The sequence below is a fragment of the Xanthobacter aminoxidans genome, from assembly GCF_043193615.1.
Taxonomy (GTDB): domain Bacteria; phylum Pseudomonadota; class Alphaproteobacteria; order Rhizobiales; family Xanthobacteraceae; genus Xanthobacter; species Xanthobacter aminoxidans.
In genome coordinates, this window is the sequence record NZ_JBAFUS010000001.1 from 1,644,822 (window position 1) to 1,671,629 (window position 26,808).

24 protein-coding genes are annotated in these 26,808 nt (G+C 68.9%); 8 read left to right on the top strand and 16 right to left on the bottom strand.

The window, feature by feature from the left end; translation table 11 throughout:
- Nucleotides 1–681 precede the first annotated feature (681 nt).
- From paaZ to paaN, 4 genes are read right to left on the bottom strand one after another with little or no spacing between them, the layout of a single operon-like run.
- Entirely contained in the window at nt 682–2,715 is a 2,034-nt protein-coding gene (paaZ, locus tag V5F74_RS07545) for a phenylacetic acid degradation bifunctional protein PaaZ (RefSeq protein WP_394007140.1), read from the bottom strand.
- Nucleotides 2,712–4,817: a 3-hydroxyacyl-CoA dehydrogenase NAD-binding domain-containing protein gene (locus tag V5F74_RS07550; protein WP_394007142.1), complete on the bottom strand. Its 2,106-nt coding sequence runs from the start codon at nt 4,815–4,817 to the stop codon at nt 2,712–2,714. The genes paaZ and V5F74_RS07550 overlap by 4 nt, the downstream gene beginning before the upstream one ends.
- 3 nt (nt 4,818–4,820) lie before the next feature.
- Nucleotides 4,821–6,026, bottom strand: coding sequence for a 3-oxoadipyl-CoA thiolase (gene pcaF / locus V5F74_RS07555; protein WP_394007144.1), 1,206 nt, complete (start codon nt 6,024–6,026; stop codon nt 4,821–4,823).
- A 21-nt stretch (nt 6,027–6,047) separates the two neighbouring features.
- Complete coding sequence (gene paaN / locus V5F74_RS07560) at nt 6,048–7,697, bottom strand: phenylacetic acid degradation protein PaaN (RefSeq protein WP_394007146.1); 1,650 nt, start codon at nt 7,695–7,697, stop codon at nt 6,048–6,050.
- Between the two features lie 136 nt (nt 7,698–7,833).
- On the opposite strand from paaN, the gene paaG reads away from it, so the two are divergent.
- From paaG to paaK, 3 genes are all read left to right on the top strand, one after another.
- Nucleotides 7,834–8,622, top strand: coding sequence for a 2-(1,2-epoxy-1,2-dihydrophenyl)acetyl-CoA isomerase PaaG (gene paaG, locus V5F74_RS07565; RefSeq protein ID WP_029555470.1), 789 nt, complete (start codon nt 7,834–7,836; stop codon nt 8,620–8,622).
- A 65-nt stretch (nt 8,623–8,687) separates the two neighbouring features.
- Nucleotides 8,688–9,110 carry a hydroxyphenylacetyl-CoA thioesterase PaaI gene (paaI, locus tag V5F74_RS07570; RefSeq protein ID WP_197023050.1) on the top strand — a complete coding sequence of 141 codons (423 nt, stop codon included), beginning with the start codon at nt 8,688–8,690 and terminating at the stop codon, nt 9,108–9,110.
- Nucleotides 9,111–9,145: 35 nt separating this feature from the next.
- Nucleotides 9,146–10,477, top strand: coding sequence for a phenylacetate--CoA ligase PaaK (gene paaK / locus V5F74_RS07575; protein WP_394007148.1), 1,332 nt, complete (start codon nt 9,146–9,148; stop codon nt 10,475–10,477).
- 82 nt (nt 10,478–10,559) lie between these two features.
- Here the strand turns inward: paaK and V5F74_RS07580 are convergent, their stop codons facing one another.
- The 8 genes from V5F74_RS07580 to V5F74_RS07615 form a co-directional block, all read right to left on the bottom strand.
- Nucleotides 10,560–11,315 (bottom strand): Phenylacetic acid catabolic protein, encoded by a 756-nt coding sequence (locus tag V5F74_RS07580; protein ID WP_394007150.1) that lies wholly within the window; start codon nt 11,313–11,315, stop codon nt 10,560–10,562.
- Nucleotides 11,316–11,326: 11 nt separating this feature from the next.
- Entirely contained in the window at nt 11,327–12,403 is a 1,077-nt protein-coding gene (gene paaE, locus V5F74_RS07585) for a 1,2-phenylacetyl-CoA epoxidase subunit PaaE (RefSeq protein ID WP_394007152.1), read from the bottom strand.
- Between the two features lie 28 nt (nt 12,404–12,431).
- Nucleotides 12,432–12,956: a 1,2-phenylacetyl-CoA epoxidase subunit PaaD gene (gene paaD, locus V5F74_RS07590; protein ID WP_394007154.1), complete on the bottom strand. Its 525-nt coding sequence runs from the start codon at nt 12,954–12,956 to the stop codon at nt 12,432–12,434.
- A 9-nt stretch (nt 12,957–12,965) separates the two neighbouring features.
- Entirely contained in the window at nt 12,966–13,742 is a 777-nt protein-coding gene (gene paaC / locus V5F74_RS07595) for a 1,2-phenylacetyl-CoA epoxidase subunit PaaC (protein ID WP_029555476.1), read from the bottom strand.
- Entirely contained in the window at nt 13,742–14,026 is a 285-nt protein-coding gene (paaB, locus tag V5F74_RS07600) for a 1,2-phenylacetyl-CoA epoxidase subunit PaaB (RefSeq protein ID WP_024280576.1), read from the bottom strand. Before paaB ends, paaC begins: the two co-directional genes overlap by 1 nt.
- 93 nt (nt 14,027–14,119) lie before the next feature.
- Entirely contained in the window at nt 14,120–15,118 is a 999-nt protein-coding gene (paaA, locus tag V5F74_RS07605) for a 1,2-phenylacetyl-CoA epoxidase subunit PaaA (RefSeq protein WP_374250286.1), read from the bottom strand.
- Between the two features lie 222 nt (nt 15,119–15,340).
- Nucleotides 15,341–16,207, bottom strand: coding sequence for a phenylacetic acid degradation operon negative regulatory protein PaaX (gene paaX, locus V5F74_RS07610; protein ID WP_029555480.1), 867 nt, complete (start codon nt 16,205–16,207; stop codon nt 15,341–15,343).
- Nucleotides 16,208–16,239: 32 nt separating this feature from the next.
- Nucleotides 16,240–16,977 carry a TetR/AcrR family transcriptional regulator gene (locus tag V5F74_RS07615; RefSeq protein ID WP_394007157.1) on the bottom strand — a complete coding sequence of 246 codons (738 nt, stop codon included), beginning with the start codon at nt 16,975–16,977 and terminating at the stop codon, nt 16,240–16,242.
- A gap of 275 nt (nt 16,978–17,252) precedes the next feature.
- Here V5F74_RS07615 and V5F74_RS07620 point away from each other — a divergent pair, with 275 nt between their 5' ends.
- The 5 genes from V5F74_RS07620 to V5F74_RS07640 all read left to right on the top strand — a co-directional run bounded on the left by V5F74_RS07620 (nt 17,253) and on the right by V5F74_RS07640 (nt 21,808).
- A complete protein-coding gene (locus V5F74_RS07620) occupies nt 17,253–18,437 on the top strand; it encodes an ABC transporter substrate-binding protein (protein WP_394007159.1) in 1,185 nt (394 codons plus the stop codon).
- Nucleotides 18,438–18,506: 69 nt separating this feature from the next.
- Nucleotides 18,507–19,379 carry a branched-chain amino acid ABC transporter permease gene (locus V5F74_RS07625; RefSeq protein ID WP_029555483.1) on the top strand — a complete coding sequence of 291 codons (873 nt, stop codon included), beginning with the start codon at nt 18,507–18,509 and terminating at the stop codon, nt 19,377–19,379.
- Nucleotides 19,379–20,323, top strand: coding sequence for a branched-chain amino acid ABC transporter permease (locus V5F74_RS07630; protein WP_394007161.1), 945 nt, complete (start codon nt 19,379–19,381; stop codon nt 20,321–20,323). The genes V5F74_RS07625 and V5F74_RS07630 overlap by 1 nt, the downstream gene beginning before the upstream one ends.
- Nucleotides 20,320–21,120 carry an ABC transporter ATP-binding protein gene (locus V5F74_RS07635; protein WP_394007163.1) on the top strand — a complete coding sequence of 267 codons (801 nt, stop codon included), beginning with the start codon at nt 20,320–20,322 and terminating at the stop codon, nt 21,118–21,120. The genes V5F74_RS07630 and V5F74_RS07635 overlap by 4 nt, the downstream gene beginning before the upstream one ends.
- Nucleotides 21,107–21,808: an ABC transporter ATP-binding protein gene (locus tag V5F74_RS07640; RefSeq protein ID WP_394007165.1), complete on the top strand. Its 702-nt coding sequence runs from the start codon at nt 21,107–21,109 to the stop codon at nt 21,806–21,808. Before V5F74_RS07635 ends, V5F74_RS07640 begins: the two co-directional genes overlap by 14 nt.
- 75 nt (nt 21,809–21,883) lie before the next feature.
- Here the strand turns inward: V5F74_RS07640 and cydC are convergent, their stop codons facing one another.
- The 4 genes from cydC to V5F74_RS07660 all read right to left on the bottom strand — a co-directional run bounded on the left by cydC (nt 21,884) and on the right by V5F74_RS07660 (nt 26,791).
- Complete coding sequence (gene cydC / locus V5F74_RS07645) at nt 21,884–23,677, bottom strand: thiol reductant ABC exporter subunit CydC (RefSeq protein ID WP_394007167.1); 1,794 nt, start codon at nt 23,675–23,677, stop codon at nt 21,884–21,886.
- Nucleotides 23,674–25,506, bottom strand: a complete 1,833-nt coding sequence (gene cydD, locus V5F74_RS07650) for a thiol reductant ABC exporter subunit CydD (RefSeq protein WP_348550895.1) — start codon at nt 25,504–25,506, stop codon at nt 23,674–23,676. The genes cydC and cydD overlap by 4 nt, the downstream gene beginning before the upstream one ends.
- A gap of 85 nt (nt 25,507–25,591) precedes the next feature.
- A complete protein-coding gene (locus tag V5F74_RS07655) occupies nt 25,592–26,218 on the bottom strand; it encodes a DUF4202 domain-containing protein (RefSeq protein WP_394007169.1) in 627 nt (208 codons plus the stop codon).
- Nucleotides 26,219–26,272: 54 nt separating this feature from the next.
- The gene (locus V5F74_RS07660) at nt 26,273–26,791 is read right to left on the bottom strand and encodes a hypothetical protein (protein ID WP_250167910.1); all 519 of its coding nucleotides are present in this window, start codon (nt 26,789–26,791) and stop codon (nt 26,273–26,275) included.
- Nucleotides 26,792–26,808 lie beyond the last annotated feature (17 nt).

Consider the following 26,808-nt stretch of genomic DNA (forward strand, 5'->3'; position numbering starts at 1 on the left):
AGCATCCCCAGTCGTGAAACGGGAGAACGCACGGGCCGTGGGACGGCGCGCCCGGCCCGCACCGCGTCAGCGGCGAGACCGGACGACTTCAAGCCGCCGCGGGAGGTGCACGCGCCCGGAAGGCGCTCAGGACATGGGTGTGAAGTGGCGCGGAGGGCGCACCGAAATCGAGCCGGAGCGCGCCGGTGAGCGGCGCGAGGTCCGGCACCGGCGGAGGTGGCGGCAGAGCGGGCAGATCGGCCCGCGCGAGACAGGCTTGGCACTGGCGATGCTGCGCCGGGGCGCCGTCATGCCCGCCATCCGAACCTGTCGTGCCGGCGGAAACCGCACTCAGGCACAGGTCCGGATCCATCCCGATGGGGACGGATCCGAGCGCGAAGCCCGAAAGGACCACCTGGAGAAGGAGGACATAGGCGAGAGCCCAGCCAGCAACAGGCGCCGCGACCCGGCCCGCGGCCCTTTCGGCCGCGCGTCGCGCGAATGCGTTGATGCCCCTTCGTCCAGCCATGTGCCGCTCCCGCCACAGGAGTACCATTCCTCACGGGAATGTGTAACGGCGGAATGGGCGGGCGAGCCGAAGGAAGGCCGCCAAGACGCATGGTCCGTTAATACTGTTGCAAACTTGCCGCAGATCTCGCTTGTCGGGAGCGCCGAGGCGCCCCCTGTCGAGGCTGCCCCTGCTCAGATGCGGCTGCTCATAGTCAGCAGCTCGTAGCGGGCCACGGTGTCGCCGTCCTGGTTGAACACCTCCGCATCCCAGCGCACCTCGCCGTATTCCGGCTTGCGGGCGGGCTGCTTGTTCTTGACCGTCAGCCGCACGCGGATGGCGTCCCCCGGCGACACGGGCTTCAGGAAGCGCAGCGAATCCAGCCCGTAATTGGCGAGCAGCGGCCCCGGCGCGGGATCGACGAACAGGCCCGCCGCGAACGACAGGATGAGGTAGCCGTGCGCCACGCGGCCGGGGAAGAAGGGGTTCGCCTTCGCCGCTTCCTCGTCCATGTGCGCGTAGAAGGTGTCGCCGGTGAAATGGGCGAAATGCTCGATGTCCTCCAGCGTGATGGTGCGCGACGCCGTCTCCACCGTGTCGCCCACGCTGAGCGCATCGAACTTGCGCTTGAAGGGATGCTCCGGCGTGACCGGCGCGGGCGCGCCGGAAAGCCAGGTGCGCGTCAAGGCCGAGAGGCGGGCGGGCGAACCCTCGATGGCAGTGCGCTGCATGTAGTGGAACACGCCGCGCAGGCCGCCCATCTCCTCGCCGCCGCCGGCCCGTCCGGGGCCGCCATGGACGAGGCCCGGCAGCGGAGAGCCGTGGCCGGTAGATTCCTTGGCGCAATCACGGTCGATCAGCACGAGGCGGCCGTGATGGGCGGCGATGCCGAACACCAGTTCCTCCGCCACCGCCGGATCGTAGGTATAGACCGAGGCGACGAGGCTGCCCTCGCCCTTGGCCACCAGCGCCAGCGCATCGGCGATGGCTTCATAACCCATCACCGTCGCCACCGGCCCGAAGGCCTCCACCGCGTGCGGTGCCGTGGCCTTGAGCGGTTCGGCACAGCGCAGCAGCACCGGGGCCATGAAGGCGCCGGTGGCGGCATCCGCCCCCACGGGCTCGACCCTATCCGGATCGCCGAACACGATCTCCGCCTCGGCGGCGATCTCCCTCACCGCCTCCTGCGTGGCAATGCGCTGGGCACGGCTGGCGAGCGGACCCATGCGCACATCGTCGCGGCGCGGATCGCCCACGGCGATGGCGGCTAGGCGCGCGGAGAGCGCAGCGATCACCGCGCCTTCCTGCGCCTTCGGCACGATGATGCGGCGGATGGCGGTGCACTTCTGGCCCGCCTTCACCGTCATCTCCCGCACAACCTCGGCGATGAAGAGGTCGAACTCCGGCGTGCCCTCCACGGCGTCTGGGCCGAGCACGGCGGCATTGAGCGAATCCCGCTCGGCGATGAAACGCACCGCATTGCGCGAGACCGCCGGATGGTCGCGCAGCGCCTGCGAGGTCGCGGCCGAGCCGGTGAAGGAGAGCACGTCCTGCCCGGTGAGATGATCGAGCAGGTCGCCCGCCGATCCGGCGACGAACTGAAGCGCCCCGGCGGGCAGGATGTTCGCCTCGACGATGAGCTTCACCACCGCCTCGGCCACGTAGGCGGTGGCGGTGGCGGGCTTGGTGATGACGGGCATGCCCGCGAGGATGGCCGGGGCCAGCTTTTCCAGCATGCCCCAGCAGGGGAAGTTGAAGGCGTTCACGTGCACCGCGACGCCGTGGAGCGGGGTCAACACATGGAGGCCGATGAAGGTGCCGTTCTTGGACAGGGCCTCCGGCGCGCCTTCCACCACGAAGCGCTCGCCCGGCAGTTCGCGCCGCCCGCGGGAGGCGTAGGCGTAGAGGGTGCCGATGCCACCGTCGATGTCGAAGAAATTGTCCCTTTTGGTCGCGCCGGTGTCGGCGGCCAGCACGTAGAGCGCATCCTTGTGGGCGGTGAGATGGGCGCCGAGCGCCTTCAGCATGTCGGACCGCTGATGGAAGGTGAGGCGCCGCAGAGCGGGTCCACCCACCTCGCTCGCATGGCGCACCATGGCCGCGAAATCGAGCCCGCGGGTGGAAGCCCGCGCCACCACACGCCCGTCGATGGCGCTCGGAATGTCCACCAGCCCCGCCTCGGGCGTGAACCAGCGGTCGAGGGCGTAGCTGTCGAGGATATGGGTCAAGTGTTCCCTCCCTTGGGAGCGCTGGCCTTTTGCCAGTCTGCGAATGCCCTGCCCTCTGCCACGAGCTGGGCGAGAAGCGGAGCGGTGTCGGAGCCGGCGCCGCCGGTGGCGTGGGCGGCTTTGATCTCGGTGAGGATGGTGGGAAGGCCGAGGGCCTCGGCGGCGTGCATGGGGCCGCCCTTCAGGCGCGGGAAGCCGTAGCCGTTGACGAAGGCGAGGTCGATGTCGGACGCCCGCAGCGCGATGCCCTCGGCCAGCTCCTTCGCGCCTTCGTTCGCCATCACCGCGAGCAGCCGAAGCTGGATCTGCTCGTGCGTGAAGGAGCGCGGCTGGATGCCCTTGGCCGCGCGGGCCTCCGCGATGATCTGCGTGACAGCCGGATCGCTCGTGCGGTTGCCATTTGCATCGTAGGCATACCAGCCGCCATTGGTCTTGCGGCCCAGCCGGCCCGTTTCCACCAGCATATCGGCGATGGAAACGTAGCGCTCGGCAGGGTCCCGCGTCGCCGCCCGGCGCTTGCGCATGGCATAAGCGATGTCGAGGCCCGACATGTCCGACACCGCGAAGATGCCCATGGCGAAGCCGAACGCCTCCAGCGCCGCATCCACCTGTTCGGGGCTTGCCCCGTCCTCCACCAGATATTCCGCATGGCGCCGGTACACCGCATAGATGCGGTTGCCGATGAAGCCGTCGCAATTGCCCGCAACAACCGGCTGCTTGCCCATGCGCTTCGCCAAAGCGAGGGCGGTCGCCAGCACATCCGGCGCGGTATGGGTGGCTTTCACCACCTCCAGCAGCTTCATGATGTTGGCGGGGGCGAAGAAGTGCAGGCCCACCACGTCCTCAGGCCGGGAGGTCGCGGCAGCGATGGCCTCGAGATCGAGATAGGAGGTGTTGGTGGCGAGCACCGCGCCTTGCTTCGCCACCCCGTCGAGGCGGCGGAAGATGTCGGTCTTCACGCCCATGTCCTCGAAGGCGGCTTCGACGATGAGGTCGGCATCGGCCAGCGCGGCATAGTCGGACGCCGGGAGGAGGCGGGCGAGGCGCTCGGCCTTGTGGGCCTCGTCGATACGGCCGCTCTTCACCTGCCTGCTGTAGAGGGCATCGATGCGCGCGACGCCGGCCTGCGCGGCCTCATCGTCCCGCTCTACGAGGATCACAGGATATCCGGCGTCCAGCAGCGCCACGGCGATGCCCGCGCCCATGGTGCCGGCGCCGATGACGGCGGCTGATGACACCGAGCGTGCCTTCGCCCCTTCCAGCCCCGGCACCTTCACCGCCTCGCGCTCGGCGAGGAAGAGGTGGCGCAGGGCTTTGGCTTCCGGGCTCTCGCGCAGGGCAAGAAAGGCGGCCCGCTCAAGGGCGAGGCCGGAGGCGAAGTCTGCGTCCTTCGACGCGGTGATAACGCGGATGGCTTCGGCGATGGCCGGCACACCCCTGGCGCCCTTGAGCGCCTTGGCCGCTGCCGCTGCCTCTTCGGCCGGATCGCCCACGGGCACCGGCAGGGCCGCAAGCCGGCGCTTCGCCACCGCCGGTGCGCGGGCGATGGCCTCAGTGAGGAGATCGCCCTCCACCACCGCATCGATGAGGCCCACGGCCAGCGCCTCGCCGGCCTTCAGCACCCGCCCCTCGCAGACCAGAGCGATGGCCTGCGCTACGCCCACCAGCCGCACCAGCCGCTGGGTTCCCCCCGCACCGGGGATGATGCCCAGCCGCGTCTCGGTGAGCCCCACCAGCGCCTTCGCCGACCCGAGCCTGAGATCGCACGCCAGCGCGATCTCGCATCCGCCGCCCAGTGCCGCGCCATCCAGCGCGGCGACCACGGGCTTGGTGCAGGCATCGATCGCCCCCACCACCTCGGGCAGGAAAGGCGCATCCGGCGGCAGCGCCATCTCCTTGAGGTCCGCCCCCGCGATGAACCGCCCCGGCCCACCGCTCAGCACCAGCGCCGAGACCGACACATCCGCATCCAGCGACCGCACCGCATCCAGCAACCCCTGACGCACGCCACGAGACAGCGCGTTCACAGGCGCATGGTCGATGTGAACGACCGCGACGGCGCCATGGCGAGTGATCGTGATGGGGGAAACCTGCGCGTCCACCGCTCAGACCCGTTCGATGAGGGCGGCGATGCCCTGGCCGACGCCGATGCACATGGTGGCAACCGCGCGCTTGCCGCCGCGCAGTTCCAGCGCGCTCACCGCCGTCATGGCGAGCCGCGCGCCGGACATGCCGAGCGGATGACCCAGCGCGATGGCGCCGCCATGCGGGTTCACATGCGCCGCATCATCCGGCAGCCCAAGCTGGCGCAGCACCGCCAGCGCCTGCGAGGCGAAGGCCTCGTTCAGCTCGATCAGGTCGATGTCGGAGAGGGAGAGGCCGTTCTTCGTCAGCAGCTTCTGCGTGGCCGGGGCCGGCCCGATACCCATGATGCGCGGCGGCACACCGGCCTGCACCACGCTGACCACGCGGGCGCGAGGCGTGAGGCCATACTTTTTCGCCGCCGCCTCCGACGCGAGGATGAGCGCGCCGGCACCATCGTTGACGCCGGAGGCATTGCCCGCCGTCACCGAGCCGCCCTCCTTGCGGAAGGGCGTCTTCAGCGCCGCTAACTGCTCCACCGTGGTGTCGCCGCGCGGGTGCTCGTCGCGCTCCACCAAGACCGAGGTTTTCTTGCCTTTCACCTCGATGGGAGCGATCTCGCGGGCGAAGAAGCCCTCCTCCTGCGCGGCCTTCGCCCGCTGCTGGGAGCGATACGCGAACAGATCCTGGTCGGCGCGGGAAATGCCGAAGTCGGCGGCCACGTTCTCGCCGGTCTCCGGCATGGAATCGACGCCGTACTGCGCCTTCATCAGCGGGTTGATGAAGCGCCAGCCGATGGTGGTGTCGTAGATCTCCGCCTGACGCGCGAAGGCCTCCGTGGCCTTGCCCTGCACGAAGGGCGCGCGGGTCATGCTCTCCACGCCGCCGGCGATGATGAGGTCCGCGTCGCCGGTCATGATGGCACGGGCGCCGATGCCCACCGCATCAAGGCCGGAGCCGCACAGGCGGTTGACGGTGGTGCCCGGCGCGCTCACCGGCAGGCCGGCGAGGAGCGCGGCCATGCGGGCCACGTCGCGATTGTCCTCGCCCGCCTGATTGGCACAGCCGAGGATCACGTCGTCCACCGCCTCCCAGTCCACGCCGGGATTGCGCGCCTTGAGCACGCGGATGGGATGGGCGGCGAGGTCGTCCGCCCGCACGTCCTTGAGGGCGCCGGCATAGCGGCCGATGGGGGTGCGCGCGAAATCGCAGATGAAGGCGTCAGCCATGGTGATCTCCGGAGAATGGGCTCAGGCGGCGGCCGGGCGGCGCACGCACACGACGCGGAAGCGGCCCGCCACGAAGGCCGCATCGGTGAGGCAGGCATTGCCGGCGGGGTTGGCACCGGAGACGTGGTAGTCGCTGAATGCCGCGCTCTGGTTCACATAGATGCCGCCCGTGAGGTTCACGGAGAGCGCCACGCCGGCGCGGGCATAGGCCGGCACGGCGCGGGCGATCTCGGTATCGTCGGTGGAATAGAGAGCGGCGGTGATGGCGCCCTTCTCGCGCGCAGCACGGGCGGCGCGGGCCACGCCGTCCGCCGCATCGGCCACCGCGACGAGGAAGGCGATGGGGCCGAACCGCTCTTCGAGATAGGCCGCCTCATCGGCAGCATCCACCGCCAGCAGCAGCGGCGTCGCCGTCCGCGCGCCTTCCACCTGAAGGGCGGCGCTGTCGCGCACGATGCGGCCGAGGCTGCGGGCTTCCTCGATGCGGGCGAGGGTCGCCGGATTCTGGATGGCGCCCAGTACTGCGGCCGCGCGGGCGGGCTCGGACAGGAGCGCATCGATGGCCGAGGCGATGCCACCGGCCACCTCGTCGAAGCTCTTATGTCCCGCCTCGGTCTCGATGCCGCCCGCCGGCACGAAGATGACCTGCGGCGCCGTGCACATCTGGCCGCTATAGAGTGAGAGCGAGAAGGCGATGTTCTGGCACATGGGGCCGAACGCGCCGGTGGAGGCGATGACGATGGTGTTGACGCCCGCCTCCTCGGTGAACACCAGCTTGTCCTTCACGTTCGCCCGCAGCCAGCCGCCGAACTGCGACGAGCCGGTAAAGTCCACGATGCCGACGGCCGGGTCGGTCGCCAGTTCCTTGGCGATGGGCGCCTCTGAAGTGTCGGGGGCGAGCTGGATCACGTCCGGATCGAAGCCCTCCTCCGCCAACACTTCGCGGGCGATGCGCACGGTGAGGGCCAGCGGCAGGATGGCAGCGGGATGGGGCTTCACGATCACCGCGTTGCCGGTGACGAGATCGGCGAACAACGCGGGATAGCTGTTCCAGGTGGGGAAGGTGGCGCAGCCGATGACGAGGCCGATGCCGCGCGGCACCACGTGGAAATCCTTGTCGAGACGGATGGCGGAGCGGCCCATGGGCTTCTCCCACAGCACCGCGCCGGGCACACGGGACATCTCCTCATAGGCATAGGCGACCGCCTCCAGCCCGCGATCCTGCGCGTGCGGGCCGCCGGCCTGGAAAGCCATGGGCCCGGCCTGCCCGGTGGTGTGCTCCACCGTTTCCGCGATGAGGAAGCTCGCCGTGTTGAGGCGGACGAGGATTTCCAGCGCGATGCCCGTGCGCCGGGCGATGGAGGCGGCGGCCCATGCGGCGCCGGCGCCCTCCGCGCGAGCGATCAGGTCGTCCACGGCACGGGCGCGATAGGTGATGCCGAGTGCGGGTCCGAAGGGGGAGACCTCGGTGCCGATCAGGGGCGCGGCATCGCCCGCGGCAAGCTCGAACGGATGATCCTTGAGGGCCGCGAACGCCGCCTTGGCTTCGGCCGCGGCACCTTCGGGATAGGCCTTGGGATTTTCCGGGAAGGCCGCCCAGAAGCCCCGCCCGCGCGCTGCGGCAACGGCGGATTCGAGCAGCGCGGCGTGGGCCGCGAACAGGTCAGCCATGGTCCTCTCCCTATGCCGGGACGCTGTGCGATGATGTTGACAAGCCCATCCCTTGCGCTAATGATTAACCGATCGTCCGGTTAATTCAAGAGGCTCCGAAAGAGCCCTGAAGTGGGAGGACCAAGTGGAGGCGCATGTGAACGAAGCCGTGCTGACCGTCACGGACCATGGCGGCTGGACGGAGCTGACGCTCAATCGTCCCGACCGCCTCAATTCCTTCAACGAGGAGATGCACGGCGCGCTTGCGGCCGCACTGGACGACGCCGCCGATGAGAGCTGCCGCGCCGTGCTGCTGACCGGCGCCGGCCGCGGCTTCTGCGCCGGGCAGGATCTCTCCGCCCGCGCCAACGCGGAAGGTCCGCTGGACCTCGGCTCGACCATCGAGGCCTTCTACAACCCGCTCATCCGCCGCATCCGAGGGCTCAACAAGCCCGTCATTTGTGCTGTGAACGGCGTGGCCGCCGGGGCCGGGGCCAACATCGCGCTTGCGTGCGATATCGTTCTGGCTGCGCGTTCCGCCAAGTTCATCCAGGCGTTCTCGAAGATCGGCCTCGTGCCCGATTCGGGCGGCACCTATTTCCTGCCGCGTCTCATCGGCGACGCGCGGGCGCGGGCGCTGATGCTGCTGGCCGAACCGCTCGCGGCCGAGACCGCGGCCGAATGGGGCCTCATCTGGAAGGTGATCGACGACGCCGCGCTCATGGACGAGGCCCGCGCGCTCACCGCCCGCCTCGCCACCCAGCCGACGCAGGGCCTCGCCCTCACCAAGGCGGCGCTCAATGCCTCCGGCGGCAACAGCCTCAACGACCAGCTCGATCTCGAGCGCGATCTGCAGCGCGAGGCCGGCCGCACGCCGGATTATCGCGAGGGCGTGAAGGCCTTCATGGAGAAGCGCACCCCGAACTTCACGGGACGCCGCTCGTGACCGCCGCCGCAGAAACCGTGGCGTCGCTCTCTCCGGAGGAGATCGCCCGCCGCTCCGCCGATGCCATGTGGGCGACCGACCATGCGAGCCAGGGGCTCGGCATGGAGATCGTCAGCATCAGCCCCGGCAGCGCGACCCTCGCCATGACGCTCACCGAGCGCATGTGCAACGGGTTCGGCATGGGCCATGGCGGCTTCATCTTCGCCCTGGCCGACAGCGCCTTCGCTTTCGCCTGCAATACCTATGACGAGCGCACCGTCGCCCAGCACTGCTCGGTGACGTATCTGCGCCCCGGTACCCGCGGCAAGCGCCTCGTGGCGCGGGCGCGCGAGGTGAGCCGCAGCGGGCGCTCCGGCATTTACGATGTCGAGGTTTCGCAGGACGATGTGGTGATCGCCCAGTTCCGCGGCCATTCCCGCACCATCGGCGGGCGCATCACGCAGACAGACGCCGGGGGCGCGGACGCCCTTGCCAGCAAGAAATCCTGATCTCGCAGAAGATCCATCTGGAGGAGATGATGAACATGGCTCTGCCGGCACTGTCCCCGGGCCGTTCCTTCGAGGGTGGCCTCGATCCCGCCGAGCGCGCCTCGCGCGACGAGATCATGTCGCTGCAGCGCGAGCGTCTCGCCTGGTCGCTGCGCCACGCCTACGAGAACGTGCCGTTCTACCGTCAGGCGTTCGACGCCGCCGGGGTGCACCCCTCCGACCTGCGCGACCTCTCGGACCTCGCCAAATTCCCCTTCACGGTGAAGACCGACCTGCGCGACAACTACCCCTTCGGCCTGTTCGCGGTGCCGAAGGAAAAGCTGATCCGCGTGCACGGCTCGTCCGGCACTACGGGCAAACCCATCGTGGTGGGCTACACCAAGGCCGACATCGACATGTGGGCCGACGTGATGGCCCGCTCCATCCGCGCCGCGGGCGTGCGGCCGGGCATGATGGTACATGTGGCCTATGGCTACGGCCTGTTCACCGGCGGCCTCGGCGCCCATTACGGCGTCGAACGGCTGGGCTGCACCGTGGTGCCCATGTCCGGCGGCATGACCGAGCGCCAGGTGCAGTTGATTCATGACTTCAAGCCCGACGCCATCATGGTGACGCCGAGCTACATGCTCGCCCTCATGGACGGCTTCGCCAAGGCCGGGCTCGACCCGCGCGAGACCTCGCTCAAGTACGGCATCTTCGGCGCCGAGCCCTGGACCAACGCCATGCGCCAGGAGATCGAGCGCGACTTCAACCTCGACGCCACCGACATCTACGGCCTCTCCGAGGTCATCGGCCCCGGCGTCGCGCAGGAGTGCGTGGAGACCAAGGACGGCCTGCACATCTGGGAGGATCATTTCTACCCGGAGGTGATCGACCCCCTCACCGGCGAAGTGCTGCCCGATGGCGCGAAGGGCGAACTCGTTTTCACCTCGCTGACCAAGGAAGCCTTCCCCATCATCCGCTACCGTACCCGCGACCTCACCCGCCTGCTGCCCGGCACGGCGCGGCCGGGCATGCGGCGCATGGAGAAGGTGACGGGCCGGTCCGACGACATGATCATCCTGCGCGGCGTCAACGTCTTCCCGACCCAGATCGAGGAAATCCTGCTGGCGGTGGAGGCCTGCTCCGGCCACTACCAGATCGAGCTGACCCGCGACGGACGCATGGACGAGATGACCGTGCACGCCGAGATCCGCGAGGAGGTCTATGGCGAGGTGGACGTGGACGCCACCGGCAAGCGCATCCTGAAGCGCATCAAGGACACCATCGGCATCACCACGCGCATCTCCCTGCACGAGCCGGGCGGCATCGAGCGCACCGCCACCGGCAAGGCCAAGCGCATCGTGGACCGCCGGCCCAAGGAGTGAGCGGGAGGGCCACACGCCCTCCCCTGCCCCAACAAAAAAGGCCCGGCGCGATGCCGGGCCTTTTTCGTGTTTGTTGCCGATCTCAGTCGAGCCCGAGCGGCGCGAGGCGGTCGGTGACGAGGCGCTCCCACTCCGCCAGCAACACCTCGTTGGGCGTGTGGCGCAGGCCGAGGCGGCGCAGCGTATCGTAGCGGGCGGAACCGGCCACGCCGAACGTCGCTGCGACCCGCGGCCGCCAATAGGCAAGGCTCGCCCGCGCGCCGACCCGCCCGACTTCGGTGGCGGCGATGCGCTCCAGCCCTTCGAGCCCCAGCTCCGCATGGCGCGCCTCGCGCGGGGCGATCTCGCGGAAGACCTCGGCGAGCGGCGCGTAGGACACCCGCGACAGCTCGGCGAGTTGCACGCCGGTGGCAAGACCCATGAGCACGTTCATCGCCACCGCGTCGGTCCATCCCGTGATGGGATAGTGGAAGACGGAGAGCCGCATGTCGGAGCCGTGCCGCACGGCGCCGAGGTCGGCATCGCGCGCCACCCGCGCCGCCCAGTCGTGCTGCGCCTCGTAGCGGTCGGTATCGGTGCCGAAGGCGCCCATCAGGCCGAGCACCCGCTCGGCATGGTCCGCCTTTTCAAGTGTGATACGGCTCGCCGCGATCCGCGCCCTGATGCCGGGCGCGAAATTGATGGAGGCGGCAAAGCCGGCCGAGCCGGCGAGCTGGCTGTCCACAAAGGAGGACATGAGCCGCAGAAGCTCGCCGCGATAGCGCGGCGGCACGTTGTCGGGCGAAGAGAGCACGCCGCCCTGGGCGAGATAGTCGTCGATGGCGATCACGTCGGACATGTGTCTTCCCCTTACTCGTCGTAGGTGACGACGAGTTTTTCGGTGAGCGGGAAGCACTGGCAGGTGAGCACGTAGCCGGCGCGCACCTCGTAATCCTCCAGCGCATGATTGACCGCCATTTCCACCTCGCCCTCCACCACCTTGGCGCGGCAGGTGGAGCACACGCCCGCCTTGCAGGCGTAGGGCGCATCGAGATTGGCGGCGAGCGCTGCGTCGAGCAAGCTCTGGCCCTCGCGCGGCATGTGGAACGTGCGGGTGGCGCCATCCAGCGTCACGGTGGCGGTGGTGCCGGCGCCGTTGGCGGCGACGTTCGCCGAAACCGCCTTGGCCTTCGCCCGGCCGGGCTGGCCGGAGGCGAACAATTCGAACTTGATCTGCGCGTCGCTGAGACCGTGCGCGCGCAATGCGGCGGCGATGGCCAGCATCATGGGCTCGGGGCCGCAGATAAAGGCGGTGTCCACCGACGTCGCGTCGATCCAGTGCTTGAAGAGACCTTCCATCTTCTCCGCATCGACGCGGCCGGTGAACAGGTCGATCTCCTGCGCCTCGCTCTCCAGCACATGCAGCACAGAAAGGCGGCCCAGATAGATGTTCTTCAGGTCCTCCAGCTCCTCGCGGAACATGATGGAGCTGATCTGCCGGTTGGCATAGACGAGGGTGAAGCGGGACCTGGGCTCGCGCGCCAGCACCGTCTTGATGATGGACAGGAGCGGCGTGATGCCCGAACCGCCGGCAAAGCCGAGATAGTGGCGGTCCAGCTCCGGGGCCAGCGGCACGAAGAACTTGCCCATGGGCGGCATGGCTTCGAGGACGTCGCCGGGGGACAGGTTTTCATTGGCCCAGGTGGAGAAGGCACCGCCCTCCACCTTCTTGATGCCCACCTTCAGGTAGCCCTCATCCTTGCCGGCGCAGATGGAATAGCTGCGGCGCAGTTCCTCGCCATCGAAATCGCGGCGGAAGGTGAGATATTGGCCCTGCGTGAAGTCGAACGCCGCGGCGTCCTCGGGGCGGGGCTTGAGGGTGACGACGACGGCATCGCGCGTCTCGCGCCGCACGTCGACCACCTCCAGGGAATGAAACCGTGCCATGCGGCGCTCCTCGGGATTTCTTTGATTTTCAGATGCACTTGAAGTAGTCGAACGGCTCCAGGCACGAGAGGCAGCGATAGCTGGCCTTGCAGGCGGTGGAGCCGAACTGGCTCACCTTCTCAGTCTGCGCCGAGCCGCAGCGCGGGCAGGCCACCGTGAGGTTGGAGCCGGAGGCGAGCCGGCGCGCGAGCGCCAGCGAGCGGCCGTCGGCGGCGGTGTCGTCCACCGGCGGCGCGATGCCGTAGGCGCGCAGCTTCTCGCGGCCCTCGGCGCTCATCCAGTCGGTGGTCCAGGGCGGCGAGAGCCGACGCTCCAGCCGCACCTTGGCGACGCCGCGCGCGTTCAGTTCGCGCTCGATGTCGAGATTGATGATGCCCGTCGCCGGACAGCCGGAATAGGTGGGTGTGACGGTGACGACGAGGGTGTCGTCGTTCCACGCCACCTCGCGGACGATGCCGAGATCGACCAGCGAAAGCACCGGGATTTCCGGGTCCGGCACCTGCGACAGCCAGTGCCAGACCTCGTCAAGGGACGGCAGGGTGGCGGTCGCCATGATCGCCTCCTACCAGGTCGCGCCGGGATAGGCGCGCTGCAGGAACTGCATGTCGGCGAGGATGTAGCCGAGATGCTCGGTATGCACGCCGCGCCGGCCGCCCTTGTGGACGTAAGCCGAGGTCGGCGCCTTCAGCGTCGCCTCGCGCAGCACCTCGGAGACGATGGCCTCCCACTCCGGCTTGAGGCTCGCCGGATCGGGCGCGATGCCCGCCTCCGCCACGACACGATCCGCATCGTCGGCAATGAAGAGTTCGCCCACGTAGGACCACATGTCGTCGAGCGCGCGCTGCATCCGCGCGTGGCTCTCATCGGTGCCATCGCCCAGGCGGATCACAAGATCGCTGGAGCGCTCAAGGTGATAGGCCGCCTCCTTCACCGCCTTGGCGGCGATCTCGGCGACGCGCGGGTCCGCCGATTTGGTCAGCGCCGTCAGCATCACATGGTGCCAGGCATCGAACAGGAACTGCCGCATCAGCGTCTGACCGAAGTCGCCATTGGGGCGCTCCACCAGCAGGCAGTTGCGGAAGGCCGCCGCGTCACGCAGGAAGGCGAGCGCATCGGCATTGCGGCCCTTGCCCTCCACCTCGCCGGCGAGGCCAAGCCAGAGCTGGGTCTGGCCGATGAGGTCCAGCGCGGTGTTGGCGAGGGCGATGTCCTCTTCCAGCACCGGCGCGTGGCCGCACCACTCGGATACGCGATGGCCGAGGATGAGGGTGTTGTCCCCCATCCGGGTGAGGAATTCGAACAGAGCGGCGCGATCGACCGCGATCTCGGCGCTGGCCATCACATGTGCCCCACTTCTTCGGGAATCTGGAAGAAGGTGGGGTGGCGGTAGACCTTGGAGTTGGACGGCTCGAACAGCGGCCCCTTGTCCGAGGGGCTGGAGGCGGTGATATCCACCGACTTCACCACCCAGATGGAAACCCCCTCGTTGCGGCGGGTATAGACGTCGCGGGCGTTCTTGATGGCGAGCTCCGCGTCGGGCGCGTGCAGGCTGCCCACATGGCGATGGTTGAGGCCGTGCTGGCCACGGATGAAGACTTCCCACAAGGGCCATTCGCTGGACATGGTTGTTCCTCCCGTTCCGGGCCGGACGGCCAAGCCGTCCGGAAGATGCGCTGTTGTTATGGTACGCCCTGACCGGCGATTACTTTGGCGAGGCTATTCGGCGGCCACACGGGCGGCGGCGCGACGCGCCTCGGCCTTCTCGGCGTGGGCGAGGAGGCCATCGCGGAACCAGGCCCCGTCTTCCCAGGCCTTCACGCGGGCGCCGAGGCGCTCCTTGTTGCAGGGGCCGTTGCCGGCGATCACCTCGAAGAACTCGGACCAGTCCGGCTCGGAGAAGTCGTAACCCTTCTTCTCCTCGTTCCACGTCAGGTTCGGATCGGGGATCTTGAGGCCGAGATATTCCGCCTGCGGCACCGTCTGGTCGACGAACTTCTGGCGCAGTTCATCATTGGTGTTGATCTTGATCTTCCACGCCATGGACTGGGCGGAATGCACCGAATCCTTGTCGGAGGGACCGAACATCATGAGCGCGGGATACCAGAAGCGGTCGAGGGCATCCTGCGCCATGGCCTTCTGCTCGGCCGTGCCCTGCGCCATCTTCATCATGATGTCGTAGCCCTGCCGCTGGTGGAAGCTCTCCTCCTTGCAGATGCGGATCATCGCGCGGCTGTAGGGGCCGTAGGAGGTCTTCTGCAGCTGAACCTGATTCATGATGGCCGCGCCATCCACCAGCCAGCCCACCGCGCCGATGTCGGCCCAGTTGAGGGTGGGATAGTTGAAGATGGACGAATACTTCATGCTGCCGTCGTGCAGCTTGGCGAGCAGCTGGTCGCGGCTGACGCCCAGCGTCTCGGCGGCGCAATAGAGGTAGAGGCCGTGGCCGGCCTCGTCCTGCACCTTGGCGAGCAGGATGGCCTTGCGCTCCAGCGTGGGCGCGCGGGTGATCCAGTTGCCTTCGGGCAGCTGGCCGACAATCTCGGAATGGGCGTGCTGGCCGACCTGGCGGATCAGCGTCTTGCGGTAGCCCTCCGGCATCCACTCCTTCGGCTCGATCTTCTCGCCGCGGTCGATGCGCTCCTGGAAGGCGCGCTCCTCCGGCGAAAGCTCGGCGGCGGACTTCATGCCCTCGGACTTCACGAGCTGTGCGTACATGCTGTGTCCTCCCCGTAAGACCTGTTGGATCGGCCGTCTCATGCGCGGCTTCTGGCGGCGGGTGAAGTCGGCGCTCCGGCCGCTGCCGCCGCTCCTCGCAAGCAGCATGCTGCCCACTGTCCGGCACCTTGCGAACGTTTATATATTACAGAAAAATTAGTTTCAAGTTATTTTCGTAACATTTAAAAGCCAGAGGCTCCGGCCGGACCATCTCCAGATCCTCTAAGCCTTGAATCTGCTCGTGATTTTCGGATGCCCCGGCAGCGGCGCACCGTCCTCGCCCACGGCATTTTCGTCCAGCCAGCGCTCGGACGCCTCCACCAGACGGCCATAGATGTCGGCGCACACGGCGCGGGCGGCAAGGCCCGGCCAGTCCTCCGGCAGGATGGCGGAGGGCAGGATGGGATCGCGCAGCACGATCCGGCGGTAATCATGGATGAGCAGCACGCGGGCGACCATCGCCTCGAGGTCGGTCAAGGCGGCGCCGGCCTGAAGCTCCGCCGCCAGCGGCTCGAAGGTGGCGATGAAGCGCCGGTAGGCCTCCGCCGTCTGCTCCAGCGGCCACGCGCGGGCGGCGAGGGCACGCTGCTCCTCCGCGCTGCCGGAGACATCGAGCCGGAGCGCGGAGGCCGCCTCCTCGGGCACGCCCGTTCCGGCCGGGGCCACGAACACGCCGGGCAGCGGCATGCCGAAACCTGCCGCCTCCAGGGCCGCCCGCGCCCCTTCGCGGGCGCCGGTCTCGATGAGCAGCATGTCGAAATGCCCATGCCACTCGGGCGGACGGTGACGGTAGATATGCTCGGTGGCGCGGGCGAAGGTCTCGCGGCCCTTATCGGCGAGGCGGTAGAAGCTGTTGCGACCTACGCGCGTCCGCGTCAGCCAGCCATCCGCCGCGAGACGCGACATGGCCGTGCGCACCACCCCGTCCGCCACGTCCAGCCCGCGGAAGAAGGCGAGCAACGTGCCGAGCCACACCGAGCCGCCGCGCGGCACGATGGCGTCGCCATAGATGGTGACGATGATGGACCAGGTGCGCGAAGGCTCGGCGCGAACGTGGTCGAGGATGAGGTCGAGGGCGCGGCGCGACATGGCCGTTCCTTAAAGCGTTTTCGGCCGCGATCCTATTCCGCCGGTCGCCGCGCCTTCGCCGCGCGCGGTGCGTCGGCTGCGGTGGGCGTCGTGCGGCGGCGCGGGGTGGAACGAGGCTGCGCGGGCTTGCCCTCCGGCGGCCGGGCATCGACGGCCTTGGCCTCGGGCGCGAACATACCCCGTACCGCCTCCTCCGCCCCCGCCTTGATGAGGCCGGTGACGAGGCGGGCATAGTCGGCGCGGGTCAGGCCCTTGCCGTCGCGAAACCAGAGATACTGCCAGTTGAGCATGCCGAAGGCCGACATGGTCACGGGCTTCAGCATGGGCCCGCGCCCGACCGACGGCACCTCCTCGGCGATGGCGTCGGCAAGCAGCGTGACGAGCTTTCGCTCCAGCGCGCGCAGGGCCTCCTGCCGGTCGCTGTTCAGCAGCTTGAGATTGGCGATCTGCACCTGATGCTCGGCGTCGGCATCCTTGTAGGCATCGAGGAGCGAGGCCGACATGGCGTAGATGCGCCCGCCGTCCGGGGCGTCGGCGATCGCCTTCTCCGCGCCGGCGATCAGCTGCTCCAGATGCGAGGACAGGATGTCGAAGAGCACCGCCTCCTTGTCCGGATAGTAATGGTAGAGCAAGGCCTTGGAAGCGCCGCAGGCGTCCGCGATCATGGTGATCGAGGTGCCGGAATAGCCATATTGCGCAAACAGCTCCGCCGATTTGTGGAGGATGGCCTCCCGTTTGGCCTCGTAATCCTGTGCACGCGTGCGAGCCATCTTGCCTGTCCATCTCGACCGCCGCCCGACACGGGCCTGCTGCGATCATCCGCCATCATCGGGAAGGAGGTTGGGATATCAAATATTGTCCGCCCGGTCGATCAATCATCCCGCGCAAGCGCGCCCTCGGCAAGCGTGCAACGAAGCCGCACGCGATCAATTGACCATCCGGCCGGTTAATTATATGGTTCGGGTCTCGCCGGTCGAATGGCCAGCGAATGGAGGCGGGACAACCCGCTCCTCGGCCCGAAATGGACCTTTAGGAGGAACGCTTCATGGATACGCCCGCACGCCTGCGGCCGATGCTGCGCGCGGCTGCCATCATGGTCGCGACCGCGGTCGCCGGCCCGGCGCTCACCAGCCCCGCCCTTGCCGCCGATCCCATCAAGATCGGTTCGGTGGTCTCTGCCACCGGCCCCGCCGCCTTCCTCGGCGATCCCGAAGCCAAGACGCTCAAGCTCTATGTGGACGAGCTGAACAAGAAGGGCGGCCTCCTCGGCCGGCCCGTCGAGCTGGTGCTCTATGACGACGGCGGCGATGCCAACAAGGCGCGCACCTTCGCCACCCGCCTCGTGGAAGACGACAAGGTCGTCGCCATGGTCGGCGGCACCTCCACCGGCGCCACCATGGCCATGATCCCGGTGTTCGAAGAAGCCGGCATCCCCTTCGTTTCGCTCGCCGGCGGCATCGAGATCATCGAGCCGGTGCGCGCCTTCGTGTTCAAGACGCCGCACACCGACAAGACCGCCTGCCAGAAGATCTTCGAGGACATGAAGGCGCGCGGCATCACCAAGATCGGCATGATCTCGGGCACGGACGGCTTCGGCAAGTCCATGCGCAACCAGTGCCTGAAGGTGATCGGCCAGTACGGCATCACCGTCGTCGCCGACGAGAGCTACGGCGCCACCGATTCCGACATGACGCCCCAGCTCAACAAGATCAAGAACACGGCGGGCGTCGAGGCGGTGCTGAACCCCGGCTTCGGCCAGGGCCCGGCCATCGTGACGCGCAACTATGCGCAGCTCGGCATCAAGCTGCCGCTCTACCAGAGCCACGGCGTCGCCTCGAAGAGCTTCATCGAACTGGCCGGCCCCGCCGCCGAGGGCGTGCGCCTGCCCGCCCCGGCCATCCTGATCGGCGACAAGCTGGCGGACAACGACCCGCAGAAGCCGGTGGTGGCGCAGTACAAATCTTCCTACGAGAAGACCACCGGCCAGCCGGTCTCCACCTTCGGCGGCTACGGCTATGACGGCATCCAACTCGTCGCCCGTGCCATCGAGAGCGCCAAGTCTTCGGACCCGAAGAAGATCCGCGACGCGCTGGAGGCGACCAAGGGCTATGTGGGCGTGACCGGCATCTACACCTTCGCGCCCGCCGACCATCTCGGCCTCGGCACGGATTCGTTCCGCATGCTGGTGATCCGCAACGGCGACTGGGCGATCGAAGCGCCCGCCCGCTGATCGTTTCGCACACCCGATCCCCACCGCGGCGGCGCCACACCGGCGCCGCCGCACAGACGGCGTGAGGACATGTCCGAATTTCTCCAGCTCGCCTTTTCGGGGCTGACGGTGGGCGCCATCTACGCGCTCATCGCCCTCGGCTTCACGCTGATCTACAACGCCTCCGACGTGATCAATTTCGCCCAGGGCGATTTCGTCATGATCGGCGGCATGGGCACCGTCTTCCTCATGGCGGCCGGCCTCGCGCTGCCGGTGGCGGCGCTGATCGCCGTGGTCGCCGCCGTGCTGGTGGGCCTGCTTCTGCACCGCCTCGCCATCGAGCCGGCGCGCGGCGCCTCGCCGGTGACGCTCATCATGATCACCATCGGCGCGTCCATCTTCATCAAGGGCGTGTCGCAGATCATCTTCGACAAGCAGTTCCACTCCCTGCCCGCCTTCTCCGGCGACACGCCCATCCCGGTCGGCGGCGCCACCATCCTGCCGCAGAGCCTGTGGGTGATGGGCACCGCGCTCGCCCTCGTGGTGGCGCTCTACCTGTTCCTGGAGCACACGCTGGTGGGCAAGGCCGTGCTGGCCACTGCCGCCAACCGGCTGGCGGCGAAGCTGGTGGGCATCAATGTCGCCCTCGTGCTCGCCCTCGCCTTCGGCCTCTCGGCCGCCATGGGCGCGCTCGCCGGCGTGGTGGCGACACCCATCACGCTGACCCGCTACGACATCGGCACACTGTTCACCCTCAAGGGCTTCGCCGCCGCCATGCTGGGCGGCATGGGCAATCCCTTGGGCGCGGTGGTGGGGGGGCTCCTCATCGGCCTCATCGAGACCTTCGCGGCGGGCTACCTCTCCTCCACCTACAAGGACGCGGTGGCGTTCCTGATGATCCTCGTCGTCCTGCTGTTCATGCCGCGCGGCCTGTTCGGTAGCCGCACCGTGGAGCGCGTGTGATGAAGGCCGTCCTGCGCTCGCGCATCACCCCGCTCATCGCCCTCGCGCTCATCATGGCGCTGGTGCCGATGATCGCCCCCACCTCCTTCCACCTGCGGGTGGCGGCGCTGGTGTGGATCTTCTCCCTCGCCGCCCTCGGCCTCACCATCCTCATGGGCTACGCGGGTCAGGTGAGCCTCGGCCATGCCGGCTTCCTCGGCATCGGCGCCTATGCGGTGGCGATCGGGCCGGCGCGGCTCGGGCTCGATCCGCTGCTGTGCATCGTCCTCGGGGCGGCGCTCTCCGGCGTCATCGCCTGGCTGGTGGGCCGGCCCATCCTGAAGCTGAAGGGCTATTACCTCGCCATCGCGACGCTCGGCTTCGGCGTCATCGTCGCCCTCATCCTCCACAGCGAGACCGAGCTGACCGGCGGGCCGGACGGCATGTCCGTGTCGCGCATCACGCTGTTCGGCTGGCGGGTGACGGGGGCGCTGAACTGGTACTGGGTCTCGGCCGGGGCGCTGCTCATCGGCGCCCTCATCGCCCTCAACATCGCCGCGAGCCCCACCGGGCGGGCGCTGCGCGCGCTGCACGACAGCGAGGTGGCGGCGGCCGGCGCGGGCATCGACGTTTCCGCCAAGAAGCTCGCCGCTTTCGTGGTGGCGGCGGTCTATGCGGCGGTGGCGGGCGGGCTGCTGGCGGCCATGAACGGCCTCATCACGCCGGAGGCGGCGAGCTTTTCGCACTCGGTGGAACTGGTGGCCATGGTCATCATCGGCGGGCTCGGCTCGGTGTTCGGCACCGTGCTCGGCGCCGCCTTCCTGGTGGTGCTGCCGCAGACGCTCACCGCTTTCCAGGAATACGAGCAGGCGGTGCTCGGCCTCCTCATCATGGTGTTCATGATTTTCCTGCCCCAGGGCATCGTGCCGTCGCTGCGCGCGCTGATCGAGGAGCGCCTGCCGTGACCAGCAAGACACACCTTCTCGACGTGAGCGGCATCGGCATCTCCTTCGGCGGACTCAGGGCCGTGGACGAGGTGAGCTTCAAGGTCGGCGCCGGCGAGGTCTTCTCCATCATCGGGCCGAACGGGGCGGGCAAGACCACCCTGTTCAACCTCGTCACCGGCATCTACCGCCCCTCGCGCGGCTCGGTTCGGCTCGACGGTGCGGACATCACCGCCGTGCCGCCCCACCGGCGCGTCCGAAGCGGCATGGCGCGCACCTTCCAGAACCTGCAGATCTTCTTCCGCATGACCGCGGTAGAGAATGTGATGGTGGGGTGTGCCCTCTCCGAGCGCACCTCGTTCCTCGCCGACATGCTCGGCTTGCCCTCGGTGTTCCGGCAGAACCGCGTCACGCGGGAAAAGGCGCTGGCGCTGCTCGAGCGGGTGGGTCTCGCCGACATCGCCGACGCGCCCGCCGGCGCCCTGCCCTATGGCGCGCTGAAGCGCCTGGAGATCGCCCGTGCCCTCGCCGCCGACCCGAAGATCCTGCTGCTGGACGAGCCGGCAGCCGGCTGCAATGCGGTGGAGACCGAGGCCATCGACCACCTGATCGCCGCCGTCGCGAAGAGCGGCGTGGCGGTGGTGCTGATCGAGCACGACATGAAGCTGGTGATGAAGATTTCCGACCGCGTGCTGGTGCTCGCCCAGGGCCGCCCGCTGGCGGAGGGGCCGCCGCGCGCGGTGCGGGAGAACCCGCAGGTCATCGCCGCCTATCTCGGGGACATCGGATCGCGGGAGGCGGATCGTGCTCACGGTTGAAGCCCTCTCCTCCTCCTACGGCCGCATCATGGCCCTGCGCGAGGTATCGCTGGAGGTGAAGGCCGGCGAGATCGTCGCGCTGGTCGGCTCCAACGGCGCCGGCAAGACCACGCTCCTGCGCGCCATCTCCGGCGTGCAGCCGGTACGCGGCGGGCGCATCGTCTTCGAGGGCGAGGCCATCGAGCGGATGGAGCCGCATTTGCGGGTGGTGCGCGGCATCTCGCAATCGCCGGAGGGCCGGCAGGTGTTCGGCCCGCTCAGCATCGAGGACAATCTGAAGCTCGGTGCCTACCGGCGGCAGGATGCGAAGCGGCAGGCGCGACTCGATCACGTCTACGGCCTGTTCCCCGTGCTCGCCGAGCGGCGCAGGACGCCAGCCATGAGCCTCTCCGGCGGACAACAGCAGATGCTCGCCATCGGTCGCGCGCTGATGGCGGGGCCGAAGCTGCTGTTGCTGGACGAGCCCTCCCTCGGCCTCGCGCCTTTGCTAGTGGACCAGATCCTCTCCGCAGTCACGTCATTGCGCGCCGAGGGCATCACCACCCTGCTGGTGGAGCAGAACGCCTCCGCGGCGCTGGCCATCGCCGACCGCGGCTATGTGCTGGAGACCGGCTACATCGCCATGGAAGGCACGGGCGCGGCCCTGCTCGACGATCCGAAGGTGCGCGCGGCCTATCTCGGCCTGTAGGGGTACTTCCGTAACGAAGCTGGATCGACAGAGCCAACACGAACTGGCTCTAGGTGGTTGTGCAACTCCAGATAATCATGGTGGGGCTTGCTCCAAGCCCTGACCGGAGCCGGCTGATCGGGCGGTGTCCTCCTGGACGCCGCCCGAAATCGTTCCGGGACCGATCGTTCCTGACCCGACGATGGCCAGCATGTCGGCAGGCGCCCCGCGCGCGACGATGCGGCCGCCATCCATCACGATGATCTCGTCCATCGCCTCAAGCCCGGCGCGGCGGTGGGTGATGAACAGAAGCGCCTGATCGCGGGGCGCGCCCAGAAGCGCCTCCAGCACGCGGCGCTCGGTCTCGCCGTCGAGCCCTTCTGTGGGCTCATCGAGGATCAGGATCGGCGCCTCCTTCAGAAGGGCGCGCGCTAGCCCGAGCCGCCGCGCCTCGCCGCCGGAGACTTTCGCCCCATTCGCGCCGAGGAAGGTATCCAGCCCGTCCGGCTGCGCCGCGACGAAGGCGAGGACGCCGGCCCGCTCCAGAGCCGCTTCCAGCTTTGCCGGCGGCGCCTCGGGATCGGCGACAAGCAGATTTTCGCGGATGGTGGCGGCGAAGAGATGATCGTGCTGCGCCAGCACCGCCATGCGCCGCCGCAGGTCATCCGAGCTGAAGTCAGCGATGCTCGAACCGGCGAACGTCACCTCCCCCGGCGCAGGGGAGCGGAACCGGAGCGCCAGGGCGACGAGGCTCGACTTGCCCGAGCCGCTCGACCCGACCACGCCGATGCGCCGGCCCGGGGCCAGCGCGAGATCGATGTCGGTGAGGGCCACGCTCGCCGCACCGGGATAGGTCAGCCCCGCATGGGCGAACGCCAGCGTGCCGGCCTCCGGCACCGGCTTCGGCGCGGCAGGCTCCTCCACCGGCGGCGGACGGTCGATGAGGTTGAAGATGCGGCGGGCCGAGGCGAGCGTCGCCGGCAGGGTCTGAAAGGCGAGCGGCAGCGGCGCCACCGCCTCGAACAAGGAGAGCGCGAGCAGCGCCAGCATGGGCAGGTCGGCGCCCGGCAGCGTGCCCGCCAGCACCCGTGGCGCGCCGATGAGCAGCACCAGCACGAGCGAGGCTTGCGCGAACAGGCCCACGCCCGCGCTGGCAAAGCCGACGATGCCGGCGAGCCGGTGTTCGCAGGCGATGAGCGCGTCGCTGGTCTCATCCAGCGCGGCGCGGTGGCGGCGGTCGGGATCGTAGATGTCGAGCTCCGCCCGCCCTTCCAGATGGTCCACCAGCAGCGCGTTGAGCTGCGCCGTGCCGGCCGTCACCTCCCGCGACGCCCGTGCCCCGAGGCGATGGACGAGAAGCGGCAGGGCGAGCCCGGCAAGCAGCGCGGCGAGGCCGATGCCCACCGCCATTCCACCATCGTGGAGCGCGAGGACGGTGAGCCCGACCGCCAGCACCAGCACCGCGGCAAGACCGGGCGAGAGGATACGCAGGAAGGCGAATTCCAGCCGGTCGATGTCGCCCTTGAGCCGGGCGAGGAGGTCGCCGGAGCGCTGGTCCTCCAGCGCCGCCGGAGCGAGCGGGATCAGCCGCGCGAAGAACCACGGCCGCAGCGCCGCCACGAACTTCAGCGTCGCTTCATGCCCAACGATGCGCTCGCCATAGCGCCCGACGGTGCGGACGACGGCATAGGCGCGGATCGCCGCCGAGGGCGTGAAATAGTTCACGCTCGCCCCGGCCGCGCCGGCCAGCGCCATGGCCGCGATGAACCAACCGGAGGTGGCCATCAAGGCGATATGGGCGAGGGTCGCCAGCGCCGAGACGAGCACGGCCAGCGCCATCCAGCCGGCATGGGGCGCCATCAGGCGCAGGAGGCGCAGCGCGTCCTTCATCGCACCGCCTCCGCGCTTCCGGGAGCCGGGGCCAGATCGGGCACCAGGTCGCCATCGAGCCAGCCATCCAGCCTCCCATGGCGCAGGAGGTCTGCGGGCGTGCCCTCGGCGACGATCCGCCCGCGCGCGAGCACGATGATGCGGTCAGCACCGGCGACGCTCGCCATGCGGTGGGCGGCCACGAGGCCGGTGCGGCCGACGAGAAGACGGGAGAGGGCGGCCTGCACCTCGGCCTCGCTCTTCCGGTCGAGATGGGCGGTGGGCTCGTCGAGCACAACGAAGGGGGCGGCGCGGTAGAAGGCACGGGCCACCGCGAGGCGATGGGCCTGACCGCCGGAGAGGCCAGCGCCGCCTTCACCCACATCCGCAGCGACGCCGCCGGACAGGCCCGCCACCACGTCGGAAAGGCCGGCATCGGCCACCGCCCGGGCCAGACGTGCCGCGTCCGGTGCCGCCTCGCCGGGGGCGATGTTGGCGGCGAGAGTGCCGGCGAACAGGCGGGGACGCTGGGGCACGTAGGCGATGCGGCGCCGCACGTCGGCAAGGTCCAGCTCCGACAGCGGCACCCCATTCACCAGCACCCGGCCGGAGGTGGGGCGCACGAAGCCGAGCGCGAGGCTGAGGATGGAGGACTTGCCAGCGCCGGACGGCCCGACCAGCGCCACCGTTTCCCCCGCACCAATGGTGAAGCTCACACCATCCAGCGCGACGCGCCCGTCCGGGAAAGCGAGGCGCACATCCTCGAAGCGGATGGAGATCGCGTCCGGGACGGGCAGCGGTGCCGTACCGCCACTCTCGGCGAGGGCCGGCATCTCCTCCAGCGCGACGAGGCGCTCGGCGGCGCCGATGGCCTCCATGCGGGCGTGGTAGGCCGTGCCCATGGCGCGCAACGGCGCATAGAATTCCGGCGCCAGCAGCAGCACGAACAGGCCGGGGAAGAAGGCCATCTCGCCCCACAGCAGCCGGAAGCCGATGAAGATGGCGATGAGGGCGATAGAGACAGTCGCGAAGAATTCCAACACCGCCGAGGAGAGGAAGGCGACGCGCAGCACGCCCATGGTGTCGCGCCGGTAATCATCGGCGACGGCGGCCACCTCTGCGACCATGCGGCCGGCCGCATTGAACGCCTTCAACGTCGCGAGCCCCTGCACCGCATCGAGCAGGTGACCTGACATGCGGGCGAGCCGGCGCCACTGCTTCTGGTTCAGCGCCTCCGTGCCCTTGCCGATGAGGATCATGAAGACCGGGATGAAGGGCGCGGTTGCCAAGAGGATGAGGCCGGACACCCAGTCGAACGGGAACACCGCCACCAGCACCGCGACAGGCAGCATCACCGCCAGCACGGAAGCCGGAATGTAGCGCGAATAATAGGGCTCGACCGCCCGCACGCCCTCCGCCAGCGCCGCCACCAGCTCTCCGGTGCGGGCCTCGGCGAGGCCCACGGGGCCGATGGCCTCCACCCGGTCGAGGAGCCGGGTGCGCAAGGCGCGCATCACCTTCGCGGCGGCGGCGAAGCCGAAATGCTCGCTTGCCCATACGGCGCCGAAGCGCAGCAGGATGGCGCCGACAAGGGCGGTAAGCTCGAAAGCGTGCGCGGAGAGCGCCTCGTGGCGGAACAGCACGGCATCGATGATGCGGGCCACGAGAAAGGCCTGCGCGATGACCAGGAGGCCAGTCGCCGCCGATGCCGCGAGGGATCGGCCGAGGTCCGCCCGCGCCGTGCCGCGAAAACCCGACAGGAAGGCGGAGAGGCGCTTGCGATCCGTGGCGATTGCGTCCCCTCCCCTCGTTCGTGGCCGGGCGGCAATCCCGCCGAGGCAGAGGGAGATACCACACGCGCCCGCCGCCCACACTGCGATGAAGGCGCTCAGGCGGGGCGCCGGTTGGTGAAGACCCTAAGCGGGCGGCAGACCTTCAGTCTTCCGCATTCGCCCGCGCGGCGAGGCCTTGATCGAGCAGGTCCACCACCTCCTGCGGCAGGTTCAGGGCGAGGGCGGCGGCGTGGCCCTCCTCGGACATCTTGCCCCAGGTCTTGGCGAGGATGCCGGCCACCTTCTCCGGCTCGGGGCGGTGCTTCACGAGGAAGGCGTCCAGCTCGTAGGTGAGGAAGACGAGCACGGCCACGTCCTCCAGCACCTGCATATCGGCATCCTGCTTCAGCCGGTCCTTGCGGACGATCTTGCCCACGCGCTCGGCGAAGTCCGGCGCGAAGCCGAGGCCGCGCAGGATCTCGGAGATGCGCCGCTCGTGGACGTTTTTCAGCTCCGTGCGCCAGCGGAAATAGCCGGCCTTGCCCGCCGGATAGGTCTCGCGCGGAATGGTGAAGCGCTCGATGTGCTGGCCGCGCGCGGCGATCTTGAGCGCGTCGGAAGCATCGGGCCTGAAGCGGGCGAGCACCTGCGTCATCCGTTGCCCGTAGAGCACCGCCGCCGGCACGCTCCGGCCGTCCACCTCCACCTGTGCGGGATCGGCGGCGTTGGCCGCGTCGATGGCGGCGTAAGCCTCCTCCAGCATGGCGGCGGGAATCGCGTCGCTCGTCATCGCGTCTCCTGTGAATACATCTGGCGGCCATCATGGCCGCGGATGCGCCCGTGTCTAGCGCAAGCGCAGCCGCGCCCAGCGCCACAGCGCCCGCACCCGCCGCTTCAGCTCGGCGAGCCTCAACCATTCCGACACCGAGCGATGCACCGAAGCCGCAGTCTCGATGACATAGGCCATCCACCGGACCGTCATCAGCTGGGCCTTGCCGGCAGTGAAGATGCGCTCGATGAGGACGAAACTCACCAGATGCGCCAGCAGGAACAGGAACGTGCCGGTGCGGACATGGCCATTGGCGATGTGGATGAGCGCCAGGAACTTCACCGGCTCCACCACGCCGTAGGGCACGGCGATGAGCACCAGCACGGCATAGGCCGGCAGGCCGCCAACCCACGCCTCGAACCGCTGCACCAGCTTCAGCGCGGCGAGCCAATCCAGCAGCGGCCGATAGAGCGGACGGACCAGCTCGTCGAGCAGGATGACGATCCCGACCACCACCCGGAAAGCAAAGCGCAGGGCGACCCGCAACGGATTGCGCGGGCGGGGCGGACGGGGTGGAACGGAGGAATCGGCCATGCCGCGATGATGCCGGG

Coding starts and splice junctions, on each gene's coding strand:
- paaX (WP_029555480.1), bottom strand. CDS start 16,207: ATGTCGCGCCGCGCCCTCGACCTCATCCTCGACCACGTTCGCGCCGAG.
- paaD (WP_394007154.1), bottom strand. CDS start 12,956: ATGGCGACCGCCACCCTGCCGTCCCTTGACGAGGTCTGGCACTGGCTG.
- pcaF (WP_394007144.1), bottom strand. CDS start 6,026: ATGGCTGACGCCTTCATCTGCGATTTCGCGCGCACCCCCATCGGCCGC.
- V5F74_RS07620 (WP_394007159.1), top strand. CDS start 17,253: ATGGATACGCCCGCACGCCTGCGGCCGATGCTGCGCGCGGCTGCCATC.
- paaB (WP_024280576.1), bottom strand. CDS start 14,026: ATGTCCAGCGAATGGCCCTTGTGGGAAGTCTTCATCCGTGGCCAGCAC.
- V5F74_RS07615 (WP_394007157.1), bottom strand. CDS start 16,977: ATGGCTCGCACGCGTGCACAGGATTACGAGGCCAAACGGGAGGCCATC.
- paaE (WP_394007152.1), bottom strand. CDS start 12,403: ATGGCACGGTTTCATTCCCTGGAGGTGGTCGACGTGCGGCGCGAGACG.
- V5F74_RS07580 (WP_394007150.1), bottom strand. CDS start 11,315: ATGTCCGACGTGATCGCCATCGACGACTATCTCGCCCAGGGCGGCGTG.
- paaI (WP_197023050.1), top strand. CDS start 8,688: ATGTGGGCGACCGACCATGCGAGCCAGGGGCTCGGCATGGAGATCGTC.
- paaK (WP_394007148.1), top strand. CDS start 9,146: ATGGCTCTGCCGGCACTGTCCCCGGGCCGTTCCTTCGAGGGTGGCCTC.
- V5F74_RS07630 (WP_394007161.1), top strand. CDS start 19,379: ATGAAGGCCGTCCTGCGCTCGCGCATCACCCCGCTCATCGCCCTCGCG.
- V5F74_RS07625 (WP_029555483.1), top strand. CDS start 18,507: ATGTCCGAATTTCTCCAGCTCGCCTTTTCGGGGCTGACGGTGGGCGCC.
- V5F74_RS07660 (WP_250167910.1), bottom strand. CDS start 26,791: ATGGCCGATTCCTCCGTTCCACCCCGTCCGCCCCGCCCGCGCAATCCG.
- cydC (WP_394007167.1), bottom strand. CDS start 23,677: ATGAAGGACGCGCTGCGCCTCCTGCGCCTGATGGCGCCCCATGCCGGC.
- paaA (WP_374250286.1), bottom strand. CDS start 15,118: ATGTACGCACAGCTCGTGAAGTCCGAGGGCATGAAGTCCGCCGCCGAG.
- paaN (WP_394007146.1), bottom strand. CDS start 7,697: ATGGCTGACCTGTTCGCGGCCCACGCCGCGCTGCTCGAATCCGCCGTT.
- V5F74_RS07655 (WP_394007169.1), bottom strand. CDS start 26,218: ATGACGAGCGACGCGATTCCCGCCGCCATGCTGGAGGAGGCTTACGCC.
- paaC (WP_029555476.1), bottom strand. CDS start 13,742: ATGGCCAGCGCCGAGATCGCGGTCGATCGCGCCGCTCTGTTCGAATTC.